We start from the raw sequence: 20028 nt of genomic DNA, 5'->3' as shown, positions 1-20028 counted from the left end.
GGGTGAAGGCGGTCGTCATGGCGGGCGGGGAGGGCACTCGGCTACGACCGATGACCGCCAACCAGCCCAAACCCCTGCTCCCCGTGGTCAATCGCCCGATCATGGAGCATGTGCTGCGCCTGCTCAAACGGCACGGCATCACCGAGACGGTGGTGACGCTGCAGTTCCTGGCGGCGCTCGTGCGCAACTACTTCGGCGACGGCGAGGAGTTGGGCATGAACCTCTACTACGCCACGGAGGACGTCCCGCTCGGCACCGCCGGCAGCGTCAAGAACGCCGCCGACCGCCTCCGCGACGATCGATTTCTGGTCATCTCCGGCGATGCCCTGACCGATATCGATTTAACGGACATGATCCGGTTCCATCGCGAAAATGGGGCACTTGTCACCATTGGCCTCAAACGTGTCCCGAATCCGCTCGAGTTCGGGATCATCATCGTCGACGAACAGGGCCGCGTTCAGCGCTTCCTGGAGAAACCCACCTGGGGCCAGGTCTTCTCCGACACCGTCAACACCGGCATCTACGTCATGGAGCCCGAGGTCCTCGACGCCGTGGCCGCCGGTGAGCCCGTCGACTGGTCATCCGACGTCTTCCCCGCCCTGCTCAACAGCGGCGCCCCCATCTACGGCTACGTCGCCGACGGCTACTGGGAGGACGTCGGCACCCACGGCAGCTACCTCAAGGCCCAGGCCGACGCCCTGTCGGGCAAGGTCGCCCTGGACATCGGCGGCTTCGAGCTCTCGCCCGGCGTCTGGGTCGCGGGATCCGCCTCCGTCGACCCCGACGCCGTGCTCAAGGGCCCGCTGCTCATCGGCGACTACGCCAAGGTCGAGGCGGGAGCGGAGCTGCGCGAGTTCACCGTGCTGGGCAACAACGCCGTCGTGCGCGAGGGCGCCTTCCTGCACCGCGCCGTCGTCCACGACAACGTCTACCTCGGCCCCGGCGCCCACCTGAGGGGCTGCGTCATCGGCAAGAGCACCGATGTGATGGCCGGCGCCCGCATCGAGGAGGACGCCGTCATCGGCGACGAATGCGTCATCGAGTCCGAGGCGTACGTCTCCAGCGACGTCAAGGTCTACCCGTTCAAGACCATCGAGGCCGGCGCGGTCGTCAACACCAGCGTCATCTGGGAGTCGCGCGGCCAGCGCAACCTGTTCGGCCCCAGAGGCGTCAGCGGCCTGGTCAACGTCGAGATCACCGCCGAGTTGTGCGTCCGACTGGCCAGCGCCTACGCCACCACCTTGAAGAAGGGCGAGTACGTCATCACCTCCCGCGACTGCTCCCTGGCCGCCAGGTCGCTCAAGCGGGCCGTCATCGGCGCGCTCACCGCCGGCGCGATCAACGTCCTGGACCTGAAGGCCGCCCCGCTGCCCGTCACCCGCTTCCACACCGCCCGCGAGCAGGCCGCGGGCGGCATCGTGCTGCGCACCACGCCGGGCGACCCGCAGAGCGTCGACATCGTCATCATGGACGACCGGGGCGCCGACCTGCCCCCGGCCGCCCAGCGCAAGCTGGAGCGGGTCTTCTCCCGCCAGGAGTTCCGCCGGGCCTTTCCCGGCGAGATCGCCGAGCTGAACTACCCGGCCAGGGCTGTGGAGGACTACACCCACGAGCTGCTGCGCCACGTGGACGTGGACGACGTCAGGGACATGAAGGTCGTCGTGGACTGCGCGGGCGGCACCTCCTCGCTGGTGCTGCCCAGCCTGCTCGGCCGCGTCGGCGTCGAGGTGCTCACCGTCAACGCCCGCCTCGACGACGTCTCGCCCACCGAGACGCTGGCCGAGCGCCGCCGCGACCTGCAGCGCCTGTCGGAGCTGGTCAGCTCCGCGCGGGCGGCCTTCGGGGTCAGGTTCGACCCGCTCGGCGAGCGCATCGCCCTGGTGGACGAGAAGGGCCAGCTCATCGACGACGAACGCGCCCTGCTCGTCGTGCTCGACCTGGTCGCCGCCGAGCGCAGGGGCGGCCAGGTGGCGCTGCCGGTCACCACCACCCGGGTCGCCGAGCAGGTCTGCCGTTTCCACGGCGTCCAGGTGCAGTGGACCTCGACCGCCCTCGACGCCCTGACCTCGGCGGCCGCGGGGCCAGATATGATCTTCGCGGCGGACGGGCGCGGCGGGTTCGTCGTGCCGGAGTTCAGCCCGGCGATCGACGGGCTGGCGGCGTTCATGCGCATGCTCGGCCTGGTCGCCCGCACCCGCCTGTCGCTCAGCCAGATCGACGCCAGGATCCCCGAGGTGAAGATGCTCAAGCGCACGGTGCCCACGCCGTGGGCGGCCAAGGGCGCCGTCATGCGCTCGGTCATCGAGGCGGCCGAGGCCGAGCCCGGCGGTCGCCGCATCGACACCACCGACGGCGTGCGCGTGGCGCACGACGACGGGCGCTGGGTGCTGGTCCTGCCCGCCGCCGCCGAGCCCGTCACGAATCTGTGGGCGGAGGCGGGAGACATGGACAGAGCCCAGGCGTTACTGGAACGCTGGGCCCGTATCGTGGAGCAGGCGGCCACGTGACCACACGGAGTGAGGAGAAAGGGGTTTGCCGATGATGTGCGCGGTCAGCGCCGCAAGATCGTAATGTAGAAACGCGCGGCGGCATGGACCCCGGGGCGGAAGCGACGGTAACTTTGTCTGCGTCCGAACCAAAGTGCAGCGCCCCGCCTTGACCTTTGCCGCTGATCAGCGTAAGTTGCGGCATTCGCAAACTTGAAAAAGCGAAGCGAGGCGCGCCCCAGAGCACCGTCGCCGCGTCTTCGCGGTAGGAGGCCGAGCCGATCGATGCCGAGCGTCTACTGCACGCAGTGCGGGCACGCCAACCCCGAGGATGCCCGTTTCTGTTCCCGCTGTGGGTCACCGTTGACCAGACCCGAGGTCGCCGGGGACACCACCTCGACCATCTCCATAGCGGGAATCGAGGCGTATGAGGCTGAGGCAGGCGACACGCTCCTGGCCGAACGGGCGCTGGTCGAGCAGTTGCCGCCGGGCACGGCGTTGCTGACCGTGACCAGGGGCCCCAACCAGGGCAGCCGTTTCCGGCTCGACAAGGAGCTCACCACCACCGGGCGCCATCCCGAGAGCGACATCTTCCTCGACGACATCACGGTCTCCCGCCGCCACGTCGAGTTCTACCGCCTGCGCGGCGGCCAGTTCTCCGTGCGTGACGTGGGCAGCCTCAACGGCACCTACGTCAACAGGGAGCGCATCGAAGAGGTTCCCCTGCACTCCGGCGACGAGGTGCAGATCGGCAAGTTCCGCCTGGTCTTCCTGATGCGAGCCCACTCCGGCGTATGAGCGAGCGGAGCGGGCGAGGCGTCGGCACGGCCACGTGCGCGTTCATGCGGTTGACGAAGGAGGCCGCATGAACTCTCAGGCGGCACGCTCGCACATGAGCATCGGGGAGGTGCTCGCCCTGCTGCAGGGCGAGTTCCCCGATGTGACGATCTCCAAGATCCGCTTCTTGGAGGGGGAGGGGCTGATCGAGCCCGAGCGCAGCCCCTCCGGCTACCGCAAGTTCACCCACCTGCACGTGGAGCAGCTGCGCTTCATCCTCACCGAGCAGCGCGACCACTACCTGCCGCTGCGGGTGATCAAGGACAAGATGGCCGAGAGCTTCGGCCGTCCCCGTCCGGTGCAGGACAAGCAGGAGATCAAGCTCAGCCGCGCCGAGCTGATCGAGGCCGCGGAGATCGACGAGGAGACCCTCGACGAGCTCGAGGACTACGGGCTGCTGGCCGCGGTGGCCAGGCGCTACGACGAGGAGGCGCTCAAGGTGGCGCGCACCGTGGGGGCCCTGGCCCGCTTCGGCCTGCGCGCCAGGCATCTGCGGGCGGTCAAGGCCGCCGCCGAGCGCGAGTGCGGCCTGGTGGAGCAGAGCGTGGCCCCCATACTGAAGCGTCGCGCCCCCGGAGCCATCGGGGAGGCCGACGAGGCCGCCAGGGAGCTTTCCACGCTCCTGCTCGACCTGCACGCATCCCTTGTGCGCACGGGGGTCCGTTCGGTCCTGGGGCGTTGAGAGCGTACCGACCTGGGAGCCGAGGGCACATTCCAGGCCCGGCTGGTGTTACGTTGAATTGCAGAAGCAGACAGCAGAAGCGACGAGCCAATAGCTGTACCGGGTCACCGGTCAGAATACGGAGCAGCCCGTGTTGCAGATGGAGGTCGTGGGCGTTCGAGTAGAAATGCCCACAAATCAGCCGATCGTCTTGCTCAAGGAGGCACACGGGGAGCGGTTCCTTCCTATATGGATTGGCATGACGGAAGCGACGGCCATCGCCCTGGCCCAGGCGGAGGAGCCGCCGCCGCGGCCGCTCACCCACGACCTCTTCCGAGACGTGCTGAGCGCCCTGGGCGTCGGCCTGCGGGCGGTCAACATCGTCGCCCTGCGCGACGGCATCTTCTTCGCAGACCTGGTGTTCTCCAACGGCGTGGAGGTGAGCGCGCGCCCGTCGGACTCGATCGCGCTCGCCCTGCGCACCGGAGCGCGCATCTTCGCCAGCGAGGAGGTCGTCCAGGAGGCCGGCGTGGTCATCCCCGACGACCAAGAGGACGAGGTGGAGAAGTTCAGGGAGTTCCTTGACACGATCACTCCCGAAGACTTCGGCAGGGCGGGGTAGGTATTTCAGTGCATTTACGCTTCACGACGCGCCGAGCCGGATCGTTGACTGAGCATGGTCACGGTCCTACGGTGCAAGTGAAACTCGTGGCCGCCCTTTACGAACCCCCAGATCAGGCCACGGGATGAGAGAAAGCCGGAGGTCCGCGTGGCGGTCAGCAGCGGCGAGGGAAAGACGGCCGGCCAGGAAGATCCGGTGCGGCGCGAGAGCGCACGGCAGCGTGCCGGGGAGCAGGGTCTGCTCTTCGACGAGCAGCCGGCGGCGTTGCCGGACGACATCGGATACCGTGGGCCGACGGCCTGCGCGGCCGCCGGCATCACCTACAGGCAGCTCGACTACTGGGCGCGCACAGCCCTGGTGGAGCCCACGATAAGAGCCGCGCACGGCTCGGGCTCCCAGCGGCTCTACAGCTTCCGCGACATCCTGGTACTCAAGGTCGTCAAGCGGCTCCTCGACACCGGGGTGTCGTTGCAGCAGATCCGTACGGCCGTGCAGCATCTGCGTGACCGCGGGGTCGCCGACCTCGCCCAGATCACGCTGATGAGCGACGGCGTCAGCGTCTACGAGTGCACCTCGGCCGACGAGGTGATCGACCTGCTCCAGGGCGGCCAGGGCGTGTTCGGCATCGCGCTGGGCCGGGTCTGGCGGGAGGTCGAGGGCTCCCTCGCGGAGCTGCCGGGGGAACGCGCGGCGGTCGAGGACACCGTCCCGGCCGATCACCCCGCTGACGAGCTGGCCCAGCGCCGCCGGGCGCGGCGCATAGGGTAGCTTCCCCGCCCTTCACGGTGGATCGCACCGCGCGGGCCACCGTGAGTGCGGATTCCGCAACCTCCCGTGGACCAATGGACGGGACGTACCGTAGTAATCTGGGACAGCAAGGCTGACGACCCCGTGCGGGAGAGTCCCCAAGGCCCTCGGGCCCTGGGGCGCCGAAGGAGCAACCCTCCCCGGAATCTCTCAGGCACCCAGTACCGCTCGGGCGAGGCGACTCTGGAAAGCAGGCGCGCCCGCCAGGCGTGCCTCACCGACGGTGCAAGCCCCTTCCCGGGGTGAAGCTCTCAGGTCGCGGCGGTGTCCGCGCTGACAGAGGGGGAGATCCGGCACTCGCCCGCGCCCTGGCGCCGGTCTCCAAAGCCTCGGGAGGCAGTCTCCATGATCGATCCGTTCGCTCCGCCGTTCTCCGCACGGCACATCGGCCCGTCGGAGTCCGAGCAGCAGCGCATGCTCGAGGCCGTCGGCTTCGAGTCGGTCGCCGATCTGGTGGCCGTGGCCGTTCCCGAGGCCATCAGGGCCAAGGACCGGCTCAAACTGCCCGCCGCGATCGGCGAGACCGAGACCATCGCCGAGCTGCGCGCCATCGCCGGGCGCAACCGGGTGCTCACCTCCATGATCGGGCTCGGCTACCACGACACCGTCACACCCGCGGTCATCCGCCGCAGCCTGCTGGAGAACCCGGGCTGGTACACCGCCTACACCCCGTACCAGCCGGAGATCTCGCAGGGCCGCCTGGAGGCGCTGCTGAACTTCCAGACGGTCGTCTCCGACCTGACCGGGCTGCCCGTCGCCGGCGCGTCCCTGCTCGACGAGGGCACCGCCGCCGCCGAGGCGATGACGCTGGCCCGGCGCGCGGGCAAGTCCAAGAGCGACGTCTTCGTGGTGGACGCCGACGCGCTCCCGCAGACCAAGGCCGTGCTGGCCACCAGGGCCGAGCCGCTCGGCATCACGCTCGTCGAGCACGACCTCGACGGCGCCCTGCCCGAGTGCTTCGGCGTGCTCGTCCAGTACCCCGGCGCCTCCGGGCGGCTGCGCGACTTCCGCGCCGTGGCCGCCGCCGCGCACGAGGCGGGCGCGCTCGTCGTGGCCGCCGCCGACCTGCTGGCCCTGACGCTCGTGGCCGCCCCCGGCGAGCTCGGCGCAGACATCGCGATCGGGTCCTCCCAGCGCTTCGGCGTGCCGTTCGGCTTCGGCGGGCCGCACGCCGCCTACATGTCCGTACGCGAGGGCCTGCAGCGCCAGCTCCCCGGCCGCCTGGTGGGCGTGTCGGTGGACGCCGACGGCGACCCCGCCTACCGCCTGGCCCTGCAGACCCGCGAGCAGCACATCCGCCGCGAGAAGGCCACCAGCAACATCTGCACCGCGCAGGTCCTGCTGGCCGTCATCGCGAGCATGTACGCCGTCTACCACGGCCCCGAGGGCCTGCGCGGCATCGCCGCCCGGGTCCACCGCCACGCCGTGGCCCTGGCCGCAGGGCTGCGCGAGGCGGGCCTGGAGGTCGTGCACGCGGAGTTCTTCGACACCGTCCTGGTCCGCGTGCCCGGCAGGGCCGCCGCCGTGCTGGCCGCCGCCGCCGAGCGGGGCGTCAACCTCTGGCAGGTCGACGACGACCACGTCTCGATCTCCTGCGATGAGAAGACCGGTGCCGCCGAGGTCGCCAAGGTGTGGGCGGCCTTCGGCCTCGACCGCTCCGAGGTGGACCTCGACGCCGACGCGCTGCCGGCCGCCCTGGCGCGCGAGAGCGACTACCTGACCCACCCGGTCTTCCACAGCCACCGCTCCGAGACCGCGATGCTGCGCTACCTGCGCAGACTGCAGGACAAGGACATCGCCCTCGACCGCTCCATGATCCCGCTCGGCTCCTGCACGATGAAGCTGAACGCGACCACGGAGATGGAGCCGATCACCTGGCCCGAGTTCGCCGCGATCCACCCCTACGCGCCCGCCGACCAGGCCGAGGGCTACCTGGAGCTGATCGGCACGCTGGAGGGCTGGCTGGCCGAGGTGACCGGCTACGACGCCGTCTCCGTCCAGCCGAACGCCGGCTCGCAGGGCGAGTTCGCCGGGCTGCTGGCCATCCGCGCCTACCACCAGGCGCGCGGCGACGACGGACGCGAGGTGTGCCTCATCCCGTCCTCGGCCCACGGCACCAACGCCGCCAGCGCCGTCATGGCCGGCATGCGCGTCGTGGTCGTGGCCTGCGACGCCGAAGGCAACGTCGACCTGGCCGATCTCGACGCCAAGATCGACAAGCACCGCGACCGGCTGGCCGCGATCATGGTGACGTACCCGTCCACGCACGGCGTGTACGAGGAGACGATCACCGAGGTGTGCGCCAAGGTGCACGAGGCCGGCGGCCAGGTGTACGTCGACGGGGCCAACCTCAACGCCCTGGTCGGGCTGGCCAAGCCGGGCGAGTTCGGGGCCGATGTGTCCCACCTCAACCTGCACAAGACCTTCTGCATCCCGCACGGCGGCGGCGGCCCCGGCGTCGGCCCGGTGGCGGTGCGCGGCCACCTGGCGCCCTACCTGCCGGGCCACGCGCTGCACGACGGCACGCCGGTGGGAGCCGTCTCGGCGGCCCCGTACGGCTCGGCCGGGATCCTGCCGATCTCGTGGGCCTACATCAGGATGATGGGCTCCGAGGGGCTGACGGCCGCCACCGAGCAGGCCATCCTGTCGGCCAACTACCTGGCCAAGCGGCTGGCCCCGCACTTCCCCGTCCTGTACACCGGGCGCGGCGGGCTGGTGGCCCACGAGTGCATCGTGGACCTGCGCCAGATCACCAAGGAGACCGGCGTCACCGTGGACGACGTGGCCAAGCGGCTCATCGACTACGGCTTCCACGCGCCCACGATGTCGTTCCCCGTGGCAGGGACGCTCATGATCGAGCCGACCGAGAGCGAGGACCTCGGCGAGCTGGACCGGTTCGTCGACGCCATGATCGCCATCAGGGGCGAGATCGCCAAGGTGGCCTCCGGCGCCTACGACCGCACCGACAACCCGCTGCGCAACGCGCCGCACACGGCCGAGTCGGTCAGCGCCGACGAGTGGAGCCACCCCTACACCCGCACCGAGGCCGCCTACCCGCTGCCGTCGCTGCGCGAGGGCAAGTACTGGGTGCCGGTGCGGCGCATCGACCAGGCATACGGCGACCGCAACCTGGTCTGCTCGTGCCCCCCGCTGGAGGCCTACGAGGACTGATCCACGCCCGGTCCAGTCCTTCGGCGTCAAGTGAGCAGACATGATCGCCCGAAGTCGTTAGGCTTCGGTGCGACCACCGCCCCAAGGAGCTCCCCTTGACGTCCTCAGAGCTGGAGACCCCGCCTCTCGACACCGCCCGCCGCCTCGCCGAACACGGCGATCTCGACGGCGCCGCCGCCATCCTCACCGAGCTCGCCAACGACCCCGACGACCCCGACCGGGCCCAGGCCGCCGTGGGGCTGGCCGTCGTCCTGGAGGAACGCGGCGACGCCGAGGGCGCCAGGGCCGCCGCCAGGGCCGCGCTGGCCACCGGGCACCCCGAATACGCCGCACAGGCGGCCTGCCACCTGGCCCAGGGGTTCGAGCGCGAAGGACGCGCCGAGCAGGCCAGGGCCGCCTGGCAGGCCGTGCTGGGGGTCGGGACGGCCGCGTACGTGCCGCTGGCCCACCTCGCGCTGGCCCGCCTGGCGCAGGACCCGGGGGAGGCCGACAAGGAGCTGCGCGCCGCCATGGAGGCGGGCGACGACCAGATCGCCGCCCACGCGGCGCTGCGGCTCGCCGAGCTGCTGGTGGAGTACGGAGAGCCGGCGGAGGCGGCCGAGGTGCTCCTGGACGCCCTGGAGTACGCCCCGCAGGACGAGGTGCCGGCCCTGCGCGTGCAGCTCGGCATCGCGCACCTGGAGCTGGCGTGCGCGGAGTTCGCCGAGACGGTGGAGGGTGGGGCCGATTCGCGCACGAGCGCCCTGGCGATCGAGCTGCTCGCCCGCACGCTGCCGCTGCGCGGCCGTGACGAGGACGCCCGGCGGGTGTGGACGTACGGGCTGGAGCATGCCGACGAGAGCCTGGCCGCGGAGGTCAGGCTCCGTTACCACCGAGACGACTGAGGGCGCGCTGTCAGCCCCAGCCGCGATGGACGGCCACGGCGGCGGCCACGTTGATGACCACGATCGCCAGCCAGGCGATCATCAGCCCGACCAGCCCCGCGGTGCCCGCCGCGATGGCCGTCAGCGGGACGCCGATTCCCAGCGACCCCAAGGTGATCGCGATCATCGGCGAGCCCTTCTTCTGCGGTGTGGCGCCGCGATGGTGCAACTCGGCCCGGACTCGTGCCGCGATCGTCTCGTCGAGGCGCTCCACGAACGACTCGACGAGCTCGGTTTCGTATTCAGGACCGAGATCACGGCGGGCGTCGAGCGTGGCCTGCAGGTCATCTCGGATAGGGCGCTTGTCTGGCATAGGGAAATCATCCATCCCGTTGCCCGCCTCGTCATCCGCCCTGAGGGCTAAGATGCGATCCTCCCCAGGTACGGTGGCTTGCCATGAAGGTCATCACCCCGCGCGGCCCGGCGCTGGTCGACATCGACGAGGCCGACGATCCCCGGCTGCTGCTCGTGCTCACCCACGGGTCCGCCGGGGGAGTGGAGGCGCCCGATCTGCTGGCGGTCCGCGAGGCCGCGCTGGCGGCCGGGGCGGTGGTGGCCAGGGTGACGCAGGCGTTCAGAGTGGCGGGGGCGCGGGCGCCGGGCTCGGCGCCCAAGCAGGACGAGGCGTGGGAGATCGTGCTGGGCGAGCTGCGCGCCCGCTATCCCGGGCTGCCGCTTGTGCAGGGCGGGCGGAGCAACGGGGCCAGGGTGGCCTGCCGTACGGCCCGGGCGGTCGGCGCGGCGGCGGTGGTGGCGCTGGCCTTCCCCCTGCACCCGCCGGGGCGGCCGGAACGTTCCAGGGCCGAGGAGCTACGCGGCGCGGGCGTGGATGTGCTGGTGGTGAACGGTGATCGCGACCCGTTCGGCGTGCCCGACGCCGCGGACGCCGCACGCCTGGTGGTGCTGCCGGGAGAGGGGCACGACCTGAAGAAGGACCCCGCCCGGGTGGGCGAGGTCGTGGCGGAGTGGGTCGTCCACTACGCCTAGTTCAGGCTGCCCCGACCACCGGCCGGTGCGGGGCGATGGCGGTGCCGCTGGGAAGCAGCTCCCCGGTGTCCTCGAACAGGACGACGCCGTTGCAGAGCAGGCTCCACCCCTGCTCGGGGTGACAGGCGAGGGTGCGTGCCGCCTCGCGGTCAGGCGCCTCGGCATCCGGACAAGCCGGGTCGTGCGGGCACATCGGCGTGCCTCCGATATCTCGTGGGATGCTCCCGCTTTGGAGGGTCCGGGAGCGTGGCTCGGGTTTGTTGTTAAGGCAAGTGTGCGATGTATGTCACAGTTTCCGACATAGTCCGTTTGGACTGTTACGGGATGATCCCTGAGTCGTGTGACCTTCGACACAGCGTGCCTTAAGCAGGATAACGGTCCAAGCGTGACACGCGCATCACGTTTGCAATCCCTTGAGGAGAGCTTCGAGCCCGCGCTCGAAGTCCATATCTGCTCTTTCGTCCCGCCTGACCCATTCGTCTACTTCAGGGTCCGCCCAGCCCGACTGCTGCACCTCGACGGCCACGCTGCCGAACACGAACGCCCGCATCGTCCGCACGGCCTCGGCCGCGTCGTCCAGGCCCCCGTCGGCGAGCTGCTCGGTCTGCTCCCTGATCGCGATGGTCGTGGCGCCCTTGGGCGGCTTGGTCAGCGCCAGGGCCAGCACGCCCGGATGCTCCCTGAGCAGTTCCCTGCAGGCCCTGCACCACGCCTTGGCCGTCTCCTGCCAGGACGGCCCCTGTTCGACGTGGACGGCCGTCACATGCTCGGCCAGGGCGTCCATCAGCGCCTCCTTGCCTCGGGGCAGGTGATGGTAGATGGCCATGGCCTCCACCTGCAGGGCGTCACCCAGCCGGCGCATCGTCAGCCGGCGCAGGCCCTGGCTGTCGGCGATGTGCAGGGCGGCCTCGATGATGCGCTCGCGGGAGAGCGGAACCGGCGGTCTCTTGGCGGGCATGGTGATCATCTTACGTCGTAAAGGGCGCCGTGCCGGGCCGATTTCCCGCCGTGTCGCGGGACGGCGTACCCTTGGCCGTTGAACGTGTACAGGCTTGTGAAGGGGCAGGGTCGATGGCGTTTTTCCGTCCGCGGGTGAGCCGGGAGGCCGAGGTTCGCTACCACGCGGACCAGGAGATCTCCAAGAGCTACCCCGAATTGCTCGACAAGGCCAGGCAGACCGAGCAGACGCTACGGGAGCTGCGGGCCGCCGCGGCCGACGAGATCGAGCTGCTGGCGGCGGGGCGGGCCTTCGACGCGGCGCTGACCGACGCGCTGCGGGCGGCCGAGGCGGGGCAGCGGGCCACGTTCGGGGTCAAGGCCTACGACGACCGCATCGCCCGGCGCAAGGCCAAGGCGCGGCCCGACGGCGCCAGGTGGACCTCGGAGGTCGACCGGCTGCGCACGCTGCGCGAGGAGAACCGGATGTGGGGCATCCCCCAGGTGCCCCGCCCCATCCCCGCAACCCTCTGACCCGAGGCTTGAAGAACGTCCGGCGGCATCCGCCGGACGTTCTTGCATGGCTGCCCGGGGTGGCGCCGACGCCACGTTCGCGTTGTTCAGGCCGGCGCCCCGCCCCGGAGACGGCGGCGGGTGTTGCCCGGGTAAAAGACAAAGCCCCGGCGGGTGCCGGGGCTTTGGCGGGTCAGCTGGCCCAGTCGAGCAGCGGGCGGGTGTTGCTCGGGTGGCGCAGCTTGGACAACGACTCCTTCTCCAGCTGCCGGATCCGCTCCCGGGTCAGCCCCAGGTACTTGCCGATCTCGTCCAGCGTGTGCGGCTTGCCGTCCACCAGGCCGAACCGCAGGGCCATGATCTTCGACTCGCGCGGCGAGAGGTTGTCGAGCACGCCGCGCAACTGGTCGCCCAGCAGCTGGCGGTCGACGATCTCCGACGCCTCCGGCGAGTCGACGTCCTCGATGAGGTCGCCGATCGTGGTCTCGCCGTCCTCGCCGATCGTGGCGTTCAGGGAGATCGGCTGGCGGCTGGTGCGCAGCAGCTCCTCGATCTGGTCGGGCGTCTTGTCGAGCTCGACGGCCAGTTCCTCGGGCGTGGGCTCGCGCCCCAGGCGCTGGTGCATGTCACGCTCGACGCGCGAGAGCTTGGAGAGCAGCTCCAGCACGTGCACGGGCAGCCGGATCGTCCGGGCCGAGTCGGCGAAGCCGCGCTGGATGGCCTGGCGGATCCACCACATCGCGTACGTGGAGAACTTGAACCCCTTGGTGTAGTCGAACTTCTCCACGGCCCTGATCAGCCCCAGGTTGCCCTCCTGGACGACGTCGAGCAGGGACATGCCGCGGTCGGTGTACTTCTTGGCGACCGAGACCACCAGGCGCAGGTTGGCCTCCAGCATGTGGTCCTTGGCCTGCTTGCCGTCCTCGATGACCATGAGCAGGTCCTCGCGGGCGGCGGCGGGCAGGTCGGGCTCGCTGTCCAGCTTGTACTCGGCGTACAGGCCGGCCTCGATCCGCCGGGCCAGCTCGACCTCCTGGGCGGCGGTGAGCAGGGTGCGACGGCCGATGGACTTGAGGTAGGTGTGCACGGAGTCGCCCATGACGGACTGCGTGTCGTCGAGGTCGATCGGCTCGTTGTCGAGTTCGGCGTCCTCGGCGGTCACGGGGACGTCGTCGGGGACGTCCTCCTCGTGCTCCGGCTTGCGCTCCGACGGCACGACGCCCTTGGCGACGTCGGCGGTCCTGGCGTTCTTGGCCGTGCCCCCGGTGTTCTTGGTGCCCGCGGTTTTTGCCTCGGCCGCCTTGCGGCCGGTAGTCTTTGCCCGCGCAGGCCTCTTCTGGGCGGTCTTGGTCTCGGCGGCGGGCTTCTTCTTCGGGGTGTTCTTGCTGAGAGACGGCTCGTTCTCCGCGGCCAGGCTCACACCGGCCTCAGAGAGCTCACGCAGGATCGTGCGCCCTTCCGAAGGGCTGATTCCCGCGTCGGCGAACGCGTGCCGTAGCTCCGCGAGAGAAAGGTGACCCTGGGCTCGCCCTCGTTCAATGAGCTGGTCGAGAGTCGCGGGTGGGGTCGCCACGGCGGTTCTGGGCATGAGGACACCTCCTCCGTACGGAGTCGAGACGATCAGGTTGTGGTGGGGCGGCTGCCACGGGGTCCGCACGGCGCACCAGTATCAATAACGCCGTTCGCCGCTATTTGTTCCCGGGGGATGAAAAAGGGGCGGACCGCCCGCAGGCGAACCGCCCCTCGAGCTCCCGTTATTCGTTCACGATCACGTCTCCGGACGACACCACGGGCATCGGCATCGGCTGGGCGTCTTCCAGGCGCTCGTCCGTCCAGTAGTCGATGACCTTGCCGGGATCCGGGTTGACCTCGGTCGAGACCACGATGTCGCCGTCGCTGGTCTCGGGCTTCGGGGTCTGCGAGGCGTCACTGGACGGAAGGTTCTTCTCCACCACGGCTCGGGTCTCCTCGAGCTTGCCCGCCGAGGCGGCCGCCGCGATGGAGACGCCTGCGACGGCTATCGCGCCGACGACGGCCGCGGATGCCCACATCTTGCGGGTCTGGTTCATGAAGGCTCCCTCCTTCTCCCCACTATGACGCAGCCGCAACTCGTCAGGTTCCTGTCTTCAGTCGTACCAAGTCGGTCTTTCCGTTCGGCAGCAGTGGCAACCCTGGAACCAGGCGCAGGTCGCGCGGGGCGGCGTGGGGAGGAAGCCTATCGCGGCAGAATGCCCGCAATTGCTGAAGTGTGGGCGGCGTGTCGGGGTCGGCGGGGACCACGATGGCGGTGACCCGCTCGCCCCATTCGGGATCGGGAACGCCTATCACGGCCGCGTCGGCCACCTCGGGGTGGGTGCTGAGCACGGCGGTCACGGAGGCGGCCACGATCTTCTCCCCGCCCGTGTTGATCACGTCGTCGGCTCTGCCGAGCACCCGGAGGCGGCCTCCGGTGAGTTCTCCCAGGTCGGAGGTGACGAACCAGCCGCCGTCGAGGGGCGCGTCGGCGAAGCGGTAGCCGGAGAAGAGCACGGGCCCGGCGATCCTGATGAGGCCGTCGTCGCCGATTTTGAGATCTACATTGTAAAGGGGCTGGCCGTCGTACACGCAGCCGCCGCACGTCTCGCTCATCCCGTACGTCGTCACGACCCGGGCGCCGAGGTCGCGAGCCTCGTCCACGAGGCCGGGCCGGGGCGCGGCCCCGCCCATCACGAACGTGAACCCCGACAGGTCGGCCCCCAGCTCCACCAGCCGGTGCACCTGCGTGGGCACCACGGAGACGTAGTCGGCCCCCGAGTCGAGCACCCGGCGGGGGTCGAACTCCGGATGGATGATCGGCTCGCTCTCGCACATCAGCGCGCGCACCAGGACCTGCAGCCCGGAGACGTGGGAGACGGGCAGGCAGCACAACCAGCGATCGCCCTTGGACGCCTCAAGACGCCGCAGGGACGCCGCCGCGCAGGCGCGCAGCGCGGTGGCCGAGAGCATGACGCCCTTCGGCGCGCCGGTGCTGCCGCTGGTGGCGATCACCACCGCCACGTCGCCGGGCACCCCCTCGCCCTCGTCCGTGCGGACGCCGTCGACATGCGTGGGGCGCAGCGCCCTGACGGCGTCGTCGGCATGCCCGGGCGACAGCGGGAGGACGGCGGGCCCGTCGCCGGACAGAGCTTCCCTGATCGCCGCGAACAGGGCGGGGCCGGGAGGCTGCACAATGGCATGCAGCGGACGGTCCGGATGCGACGGGTTCCTCCACATGCTCGTAAGGTTAATGGCGACAGGTCGGACACAGGCGCGGGGAGGGGTCGTGAGGCGTTCTCCCGGAGATGCCGCGCAGCTTGCCGTTTTCCGGATCCCGATGCGCACCCGTTTCCGCGGGCAGACCGTCAGGGAAGGCGTGCTGCTGCGCGGACCGGCCGGTTGGGGCGAGTTCTCGCCGTTCCCCGAGTACGGCCCGCGCGAGTGCGCCCGATGGCTGGCCTGCGCCCGCGAGGCGGCGTTCGAGGGCTGGCCGGAGCCGGTGCGCGGGACCGTTCCCGTCAACGCGACCGTGCCCGCCATCACCCCCGAGCGGGCCCACGACCTGGTGCGCCGGTCGGGATGCGGCACGGCGAAGGTCAAGGTGGCCGAGCGAGGTCAGAGCTTCGACGACGACGTGGCCAGGGTGGAGGCCGTGCGCGACGCGCTCGGCCCCGCGGGGAGGCTGCGGATCGACGCCAACGGCGCCTGGAGCGTCGATGAGGCCATACGCAGGCTCAAGCGCCTCGACCGCTACGACCTGGAGTACGCCGAGCAGCCGTGCGCCACCCTGGAGGAGCTGGCGGCGGTGCGGCGGGCCTGCGACGTGCCGATCGCGGCCGACGAGTCGATCAGACGGGCGGAAGACCCGCTGCGGGTGCGCGCGGCCGAGGCGGCCGACATCGCGGTGGTCAAGGTGCAGCCGCTGGGCGGGGTGCGCGCGGCGCTGCGGGTGGTGGAGGCGTGCGGGCTGCCGGCGGTGGTCTCCAGCGCCGTGGAGACGTCCGTGGGGCTGGCGGCCGGGGTGGCGCTGGCCGCCGCGCTGCCGTCGCTGCCCTACGCGTGCGGACTCGGCACGATGCCGCTGCTGTCCGGCGACGTCGTGGAGGAGTCGCTGACGCCGGTCCACGGGTTGCTGCCCGTACGACGTCCGTCCGTGAGTTCTCAGCATTTGTCGGCTTTTGAGATTGATTCCCCCGAGTGGCTTCGCCGGATGCAGGAGGCGTCACTTTGAACCCCGCCACAGCGCTGGCCACGGTGCTGGTCGACGAACTGGTGCGCTGCGGCCTGACCGACGTGGTGCTGGCGCCCGGCTCCCGCTCGGCCCCCCTGGCGCTGGCGCTGCACGCCGAGTCGCGGGTGCGCCTGCACGTGCGCATCGACGAGCGCTCCGCCTCGTTCCTTGCGCTCGGGCTGGCCAAGCGCTCCGAGCGGCCGGTCGCGCTGATCTGCTCCTCCGGCACGGCCACCGCCAACTTCCACCCGGCCGTGATCGAGGCGAGCGAGTCCGGGGTGCCGCTGCTGGTGCTCACCGCCGACCGCCCGCCCGAGCTGCGCGGCACCGGCGCCAACCAGACGATCGACCAGATCAAGTTGTACGGCGCGGCGACCCGCTGGTTCGCCGAGATCGGCGTGCCGGAAGACCGTCCGGGACAGGTGGCCTACTGGCGTTCGCTGGCCTGCCGGGCCTACCAGCGCGCCTGCGGCCCGGCGGCCCCCGGCCCCGTGCACCTCAACCTGGCCTTCAGAGAGCCGCTGATCCCCGACGGCGACTCCTCCTGGTGCGAGCCGCTCGACGGCGGCGCGGGCGGCCCCTGGGTGCGGGCCAGGGTGGCGCCCCCGCCGGTCGCCCTGCACATCCCGCCGACCAGGCGCGGCGTGCTCGTGGTCGGCGACGGCGCGGCCAACGTGCGCCGTTACGTGGCGGCGGCGGGCATGGCCGGCTGGCCGGTGCTGTCGGAGCCGAACGGCGGCGGCCGCTACGGCGACCACGCGGTCTCGACCTACCACTACCTGCTGGGCACGCCGGAGTTCGCCGACGCCTACCAGCCTGACGTGGTGGTGACGCTGGGCCGTCCCGGGTTGTCACGGCCGCTGCTGTCGTGGCTGAGGCGGGCGGGCGAGCACATCGTGGTGGCGCCCGACCTCGACCGCTGGCCCGATCCGACCCGGTCGGCCACCCAGGTGGCGCAGGCGGTCGAGATCCCGGTCGCCTCGGGCGACGACGCCTGGCTGCACGCCTGGCGGCAGGCGGACCAGGCGGTCAGGGCGGCCACCGACGAGGTGCTCGACGTGTCGGGCACCAGCGAGCCGCGCCTGGCCAGAGACCTGGTCGACCTGCTGCCGAACGGGGCGCTGCTGTTCTGCGGCTCCTCGATGCCCATCAGGGACCTGGACCAGGCGATGCGGCCGCGGCGCGGCATCAGGCTGATGGCCAACAGGGGCGCGTCGGGCATCGACGGGCTGGTGTCCACGGCGATGGGGGCGGCACTGGCGCACAACGGGCCCTCATACGCGCTGATGGGCGACCTGTCGTTCCTGCACGACCAGAACGGGCTCATCCTGGGCCCCCGCGAACCCAGACCCGACCTGTGCCTGGTGGTGGTCAACAACGACGGGGGCGGCATCTTCTCGCTGCTGCCCCAGGCGGCGCTGCGCGACCCGTTCGAGCGCGTCTTCGGCACGCCCCACGGGGTGGACCTCGGTTACGCGGCGGCGGCGACGGGCACCCCGTACACGCTGGTGGGCGACATCACCGACCTGCCCAAGGCGCTGCGCGGCCAGGGTCCGCGCGTGGTCGAGGTGCGCACCGACCGCGAGGAGAACGCGCGCGTGCACGCCCGCCTGCGCGAGGCCGCGCAGGCCGCGCTGCGCGCGTTCATCGCGAGTTGAGCGTGTCGAGCAGGCGGTTGAGCGGGCCGTCCAGGCCCCACCGGTCGGCCAGGCGCACCAGCGCCTCGGGGTCGCGGGGCTTGGCCGGCAGGGTCAGGTCGGTCTCGGGCAGCGGCGCGTCGGAGGCCACCTCGACGACGGCGGGGGCGAGGCGCAGGTAGTCGCGCGCGGCGCTCAGCTTGGTGCGGCTGCCCGCGGGGAAGCCGTCGGCGGCGCCCGCGTCGAGGGCCCGCAGCAGGGCCTCCAGGGAGCCGAAGCGGGTGATGAGGGCGGCCGCGGTCTTCTCGCCGACGCCGGCGACGCCCGGCAGGCCGTCGCTGGGGTCGCCGCGCAGGGTGGCGAAGTCGGCGTAGGAACGCCCGGGGATGCCGTATTTGGCGGTGACGAACGCCTCGTCCACGATCTGCAGGTTGCGGATGCCGCGCGCGGTGTAGAGGACGCGCACCGGGCGGGCGTCGTCGACGAGCTGGAACAGGTCGCGGTCGCCCGTCACGATGTCGACCGCGCCGCCCGCCCGGTGGGTGAGCGTGCCGATCACGTCGTCGGCCTCGTAGCCGGGCGACTCCAGGCGGGCGATGCCGAGGGCGTCGAGCACCTCCTCGATGACCGCGATCTGCGGCACGAGCGCGTCGGGCACCTCCTCGGCGTCGCCCTGCGCGAGGCGGTGCGCCTTGTACGTCGGGATCGCCGCGACGCGGAAGGCGGGCCGCCAGTCGGCGTCCATGGTGGCGACCAGCTCGTCGGGGGAGTGCTTGCGCACGAGCGTGGCGATCATGTCGATGAGCCCGCGCACCGCGTTGACCGGCGAGCCGTCGGGAGCCTTGATCGACTCCGGGATGCCGAAGAAGGCCCGGAAATAGAGAGACGGAGTGTCCAGAAGCATGAGCACCCGTCTATGGTCGCACTCCTTGCGCGTCCTCGCCGGTGGCGGGCGGTTCGTCGCCGGGGCCGAGCATGCGCACGGCCAGCAGGCACGCGTCGTCTTCCGGGTTGGGGCCGCCGATGTCAGCCAGCAGGCGGTCGAGTCCGGCCTCCAGGTCGCGGGCGGGCACGTCTCTGGCCGCGGCCAGCGCCAGGTCGAGGCCGACGCCGATGTCGCGGGTGCGCCGCTCGACCAGCCCGTCGGTGAACATCAGCAGCAGGTCGCCCGGCAGCAGCTTCGTGGTCGCCAGCTCGTACGGGCGGCCGGAGGTGGCCCCGAGCAGCACGCCCCTGGGCTGGCCGAGCTGGCGGGCCAGCCCGTCGCGCACCAGGATGGGCGCCAGGTTGCCCGCCTGGCTCCAGGCGAACACCCGGGTCTCCGGATCGAGGTGGCCGATGATGGCGGTGGCGGTGGTGTCCTGGAGCTGGTGCAGGACGAGGTCGTTGAGCCAGGCCAGCAGCTTGTGCGCGGGCTGCCCCGTCATGGCCAGGCCGACCAGGGCGTGGCGGAGCTGGGCCATGTGCGCGATCGCGGGCAGGCCGTGGCCGGAGACGTCGCCGATGGCCAGCAGCAGGCGGCCGTCGGGGGCGGGGGCGACCTCGAACCAGTCGCCGCCCAGGCTCGCGGTCTTCTCCGCGGGGACGTAGCGCACCGCGATCCTGGTGTGCGGCAGGTCGAGGCAGCCGGGCGGCTCGGGCAGGATGGCCTCGCGCAGGGCGAGCATGACGTGGCGTTCCTCGGCCGCCTGCTCGCGGGCCTCAAGGAGCTGGCGGCGCGACTCCGAGACCATGCGCTCGGCGCGGCGGCGGCTGGTGATGTCCTGGATGACGCCGTGCAGGCCGACAGGACCGCCGGCCAGCGGTTCGAGCACCACTCGCAGGTCGCGCAGCTCGCCGCCGCGCCGGATGCGGAACTCGGCGTGGACCGCCTCGACGCCCTGCACGGCCGACCACAGGAGCCGGTCGAGCGAGCCGACGTCCGCCGGCTCGACGTGTTCTGCCAGCTCCGGCAGGGCGATCGGGCCGTCGGCAGGGTCGCGGCCGAAGATCACGTAGACCTGGTCGGACCAGATCGTCTCTCCGGTGTGGAGATGCCATTCCGCCCAGCCCATGTTGCCGAGCCGCTGGGCGTGCGCCAGCCGTACGGCGAGCATTTCGGCGTCGCTCTCGTGGCCGAGCAGCTCGGCCGCGCCTATGACGTCGACCATGTCTCACTCTCAAACTGCGGTGGAAATGGACAATTGACCCCACACTACGTGA

19 protein-coding genes and 2 riboswitches are annotated in these 20028 nt (G+C 71.1%); of the genes, 11 read left to right on the top strand and 8 right to left on the bottom strand.

Annotated elements, in window-relative coordinates:
- Positions 1-2: 2 nt before the first annotated feature.
- From ACFOY2_RS07630 to ACFOY2_RS07600, 7 genes are all read left to right on the top strand, one after another.
- The gene (locus ACFOY2_RS07630; protein WP_379527217.1) at positions 3-2507 is read left to right on the top strand and encodes a sugar phosphate nucleotidyltransferase; all 2505 of its coding nucleotides are present in this window, start codon (positions 3-5) and stop codon (positions 2505-2507) included.
- Between the two features lie 264 nt (positions 2508-2771).
- Positions 2772-3284 (top strand): FHA domain-containing protein, encoded by a 513-nt coding sequence (locus tag ACFOY2_RS07625; RefSeq protein ID WP_357821604.1) that lies wholly within the window; start codon positions 2772-2774, stop codon positions 3282-3284.
- Between the two features lie 67 nt (positions 3285-3351).
- On the top strand, positions 3352-4005 hold the full coding sequence (ftsR, locus tag ACFOY2_RS07620; protein ID WP_379527216.1) for a transcriptional regulator FtsR: 654 nt from the start codon (positions 3352-3354) through the stop codon (positions 4003-4005).
- Positions 4006-4135: 130 nt separating this feature from the next.
- On the top strand, positions 4136-4606 hold the full coding sequence (locus ACFOY2_RS07615; protein ID WP_020539830.1) for a bifunctional nuclease family protein: 471 nt from the start codon (positions 4136-4138) through the stop codon (positions 4604-4606).
- Positions 4607-4753: 147 nt separating this feature from the next.
- Complete coding sequence (locus ACFOY2_RS07610; protein WP_379527215.1) at positions 4754-5374, top strand: MerR family transcriptional regulator; 621 nt, start codon at positions 4754-4756, stop codon at positions 5372-5374.
- 116 nt (positions 5375-5490) lie between these two features.
- Positions 5491-5590: riboswitch (glycine riboswitch) on the top strand.
- A riboswitch (glycine riboswitch) is annotated at positions 5591-5703 on the top strand.
- Positions 5704-5758: 55 nt separating this feature from the next.
- On the top strand, positions 5759-8584 hold the full coding sequence (gene gcvP / locus ACFOY2_RS07605; RefSeq protein WP_379527214.1) for an aminomethyl-transferring glycine dehydrogenase: 2826 nt from the start codon (positions 5759-5761) through the stop codon (positions 8582-8584).
- Between the two features lie 95 nt (positions 8585-8679).
- On the top strand, positions 8680-9468 hold the full coding sequence (locus ACFOY2_RS07600; RefSeq protein WP_379527213.1) for a tetratricopeptide repeat protein: 789 nt from the start codon (positions 8680-8682) through the stop codon (positions 9466-9468).
- A 10-nt stretch (positions 9469-9478) separates the two neighbouring features.
- Here the strand turns inward: ACFOY2_RS07600 and ACFOY2_RS07595 are convergent, their stop codons facing one another.
- Complete coding sequence (locus ACFOY2_RS07595) at positions 9479-9820, bottom strand: hypothetical protein (protein ID WP_379527212.1); 342 nt, start codon at positions 9818-9820, stop codon at positions 9479-9481.
- Positions 9821-9903: 83 nt separating this feature from the next.
- On the opposite strand from ACFOY2_RS07595, the gene ACFOY2_RS07590 reads away from it, so the two are divergent.
- Entirely contained in the window at positions 9904-10494 is a 591-nt protein-coding gene (locus ACFOY2_RS07590; RefSeq protein WP_379527211.1) for an alpha/beta hydrolase family protein, read from the top strand.
- 1 nt (position 10495) lies between these two features.
- On the opposite strand, the gene ACFOY2_RS07585 is transcribed toward ACFOY2_RS07590, so the two are convergent.
- Both ACFOY2_RS07585 and ACFOY2_RS07580 read right to left on the bottom strand, forming a co-directional pair.
- Positions 10496-10687 carry a DUF5999 family protein gene (locus tag ACFOY2_RS07585; protein WP_080040273.1) on the bottom strand — a complete coding sequence of 64 codons (192 nt, stop codon included), beginning with the start codon at positions 10685-10687 and terminating at the stop codon, positions 10496-10498.
- A 204-nt stretch (positions 10688-10891) separates the two neighbouring features.
- Entirely contained in the window at positions 10892-11452 is a 561-nt protein-coding gene (locus tag ACFOY2_RS07580) for a TetR/AcrR family transcriptional regulator C-terminal domain-containing protein (RefSeq protein WP_379527210.1), read from the bottom strand.
- A gap of 113 nt (positions 11453-11565) precedes the next feature.
- Here ACFOY2_RS07580 and ACFOY2_RS07575 point away from each other — a divergent pair, with 113 nt between their 5' ends.
- The gene (locus ACFOY2_RS07575; RefSeq protein WP_379527209.1) at positions 11566-11964 is read left to right on the top strand and encodes a hypothetical protein; all 399 of its coding nucleotides are present in this window, start codon (positions 11566-11568) and stop codon (positions 11962-11964) included.
- Between the two features lie 172 nt (positions 11965-12136).
- Here the strand turns inward: ACFOY2_RS07575 and ACFOY2_RS07570 are convergent, their stop codons facing one another.
- The 3 genes from ACFOY2_RS07570 to ACFOY2_RS07560 form a co-directional block, all read right to left on the bottom strand.
- A complete protein-coding gene (locus ACFOY2_RS07570; RefSeq protein WP_379527208.1) occupies positions 12137-13531 on the bottom strand; it encodes an RNA polymerase sigma factor in 1395 nt (464 codons plus the stop codon).
- A gap of 166 nt (positions 13532-13697) precedes the next feature.
- Positions 13698-14012, bottom strand: coding sequence for a hypothetical protein (locus ACFOY2_RS07565; protein WP_379527207.1), 315 nt, complete (start codon positions 14010-14012; stop codon positions 13698-13700).
- Positions 14013-14055: 43 nt separating this feature from the next.
- Positions 14056-15195, bottom strand: a complete 1140-nt coding sequence (locus ACFOY2_RS07560; protein WP_379527206.1) for an AMP-binding protein — start codon at positions 15193-15195, stop codon at positions 14056-14058.
- Positions 15196-15295: 100 nt separating this feature from the next.
- Between ACFOY2_RS07560 and ACFOY2_RS07555 the strand changes: the two genes are divergently transcribed.
- The gene (locus tag ACFOY2_RS07555; protein WP_379527456.1) at positions 15296-16189 is read left to right on the top strand and encodes an o-succinylbenzoate synthase; all 894 of its coding nucleotides are present in this window, start codon (positions 15296-15298) and stop codon (positions 16187-16189) included.
- Positions 16186-17847: a 2-succinyl-5-enolpyruvyl-6-hydroxy-3-cyclohexene-1-carboxylic-acid synthase gene (menD, locus tag ACFOY2_RS07550; RefSeq protein WP_379527205.1), complete on the top strand. Its 1662-nt coding sequence runs from the start codon at positions 16186-16188 to the stop codon at positions 17845-17847. The genes ACFOY2_RS07555 and menD overlap by 4 nt, the downstream gene beginning before the upstream one ends.
- On the opposite strand, the gene ACFOY2_RS07545 is transcribed toward menD, so the two are convergent.
- A complete protein-coding gene (locus ACFOY2_RS07545; RefSeq protein ID WP_379527204.1) occupies positions 17834-18730 on the bottom strand; it encodes a 5'-3' exonuclease in 897 nt (298 codons plus the stop codon). The two genes, menD and ACFOY2_RS07545, sit on opposite strands and share 14 nt — an antisense overlap.
- Positions 18731-18740: 10 nt before the next feature.
- The gene (locus ACFOY2_RS07540) at positions 18741-19976 is read right to left on the bottom strand and encodes a PP2C family protein-serine/threonine phosphatase (protein ID WP_379527203.1); all 1236 of its coding nucleotides are present in this window, start codon (positions 19974-19976) and stop codon (positions 18741-18743) included.
- Positions 19977-20028: the final 52 nt, after the last annotated feature.

Source organism: Nonomuraea purpurea (assembly GCF_042650645.1).
GTDB classification, from domain to species: Bacteria; Actinomycetota; Actinomycetes; order Streptosporangiales; family Streptosporangiaceae; genus Nonomuraea; species Nonomuraea purpurea.
Note: the sequence above shows the minus strand (reverse complement) of the source record. Positions and strands in the feature narration are given on the sequence as shown.

Excerpts from the sequence above, each read along its gene's own strand:
- ACFOY2_RS07625 (WP_357821604.1), top strand. The coding sequence starts at position 2,772 with ATGCCGAGCGTCTACTGCACGCAGTGCGGGCACGCCAACCCCGAGGAT.
- ftsR (WP_379527216.1), top strand. The coding sequence starts at position 3,352 with ATGAACTCTCAGGCGGCACGCTCGCACATGAGCATCGGGGAGGTGCTC.
- gcvP (WP_379527214.1), top strand. The coding sequence starts at position 5,759 with ATGATCGATCCGTTCGCTCCGCCGTTCTCCGCACGGCACATCGGCCCG.
- ACFOY2_RS07595 (WP_379527212.1), bottom strand. The coding sequence starts at position 9,820 with ATGCCAGACAAGCGCCCTATCCGAGATGACCTGCAGGCCACGCTCGAC.
- ACFOY2_RS07590 (WP_379527211.1), top strand. The coding sequence starts at position 9,904 with ATGAAGGTCATCACCCCGCGCGGCCCGGCGCTGGTCGACATCGACGAG.
- ACFOY2_RS07585 (WP_080040273.1), bottom strand. The coding sequence starts at position 10,687 with ATGTGCCCGCACGACCCGGCTTGTCCGGATGCCGAGGCGCCTGACCGC.
- ACFOY2_RS07580 (WP_379527210.1), bottom strand. The coding sequence starts at position 11,452 with ATGCCCGCCAAGAGACCGCCGGTTCCGCTCTCCCGCGAGCGCATCATC.
- ACFOY2_RS07575 (WP_379527209.1), top strand. The coding sequence starts at position 11,566 with ATGGCGTTTTTCCGTCCGCGGGTGAGCCGGGAGGCCGAGGTTCGCTAC.
- ACFOY2_RS07570 (WP_379527208.1), bottom strand. The coding sequence starts at position 13,531 with ATGCCCAGAACCGCCGTGGCGACCCCACCCGCGACTCTCGACCAGCTC.
- ACFOY2_RS07565 (WP_379527207.1), bottom strand. The coding sequence starts at position 14,012 with ATGAACCAGACCCGCAAGATGTGGGCATCCGCGGCCGTCGTCGGCGCG.
- ACFOY2_RS07560 (WP_379527206.1), bottom strand. The coding sequence starts at position 15,195 with ATGTGGAGGAACCCGTCGCATCCGGACCGTCCGCTGCATGCCATTGTG.
- ACFOY2_RS07555 (WP_379527456.1), top strand. The coding sequence starts at position 15,296 with ATGCGCACCCGTTTCCGCGGGCAGACCGTCAGGGAAGGCGTGCTGCTG.
- ACFOY2_RS07545 (WP_379527204.1), bottom strand. The coding sequence starts at position 18,730 with ATGCTTCTGGACACTCCGTCTCTCTATTTCCGGGCCTTCTTCGGCATC.
- ACFOY2_RS07540 (WP_379527203.1), bottom strand. The coding sequence starts at position 19,976 with ATGGTCGACGTCATAGGCGCGGCCGAGCTGCTCGGCCACGAGAGCGAC.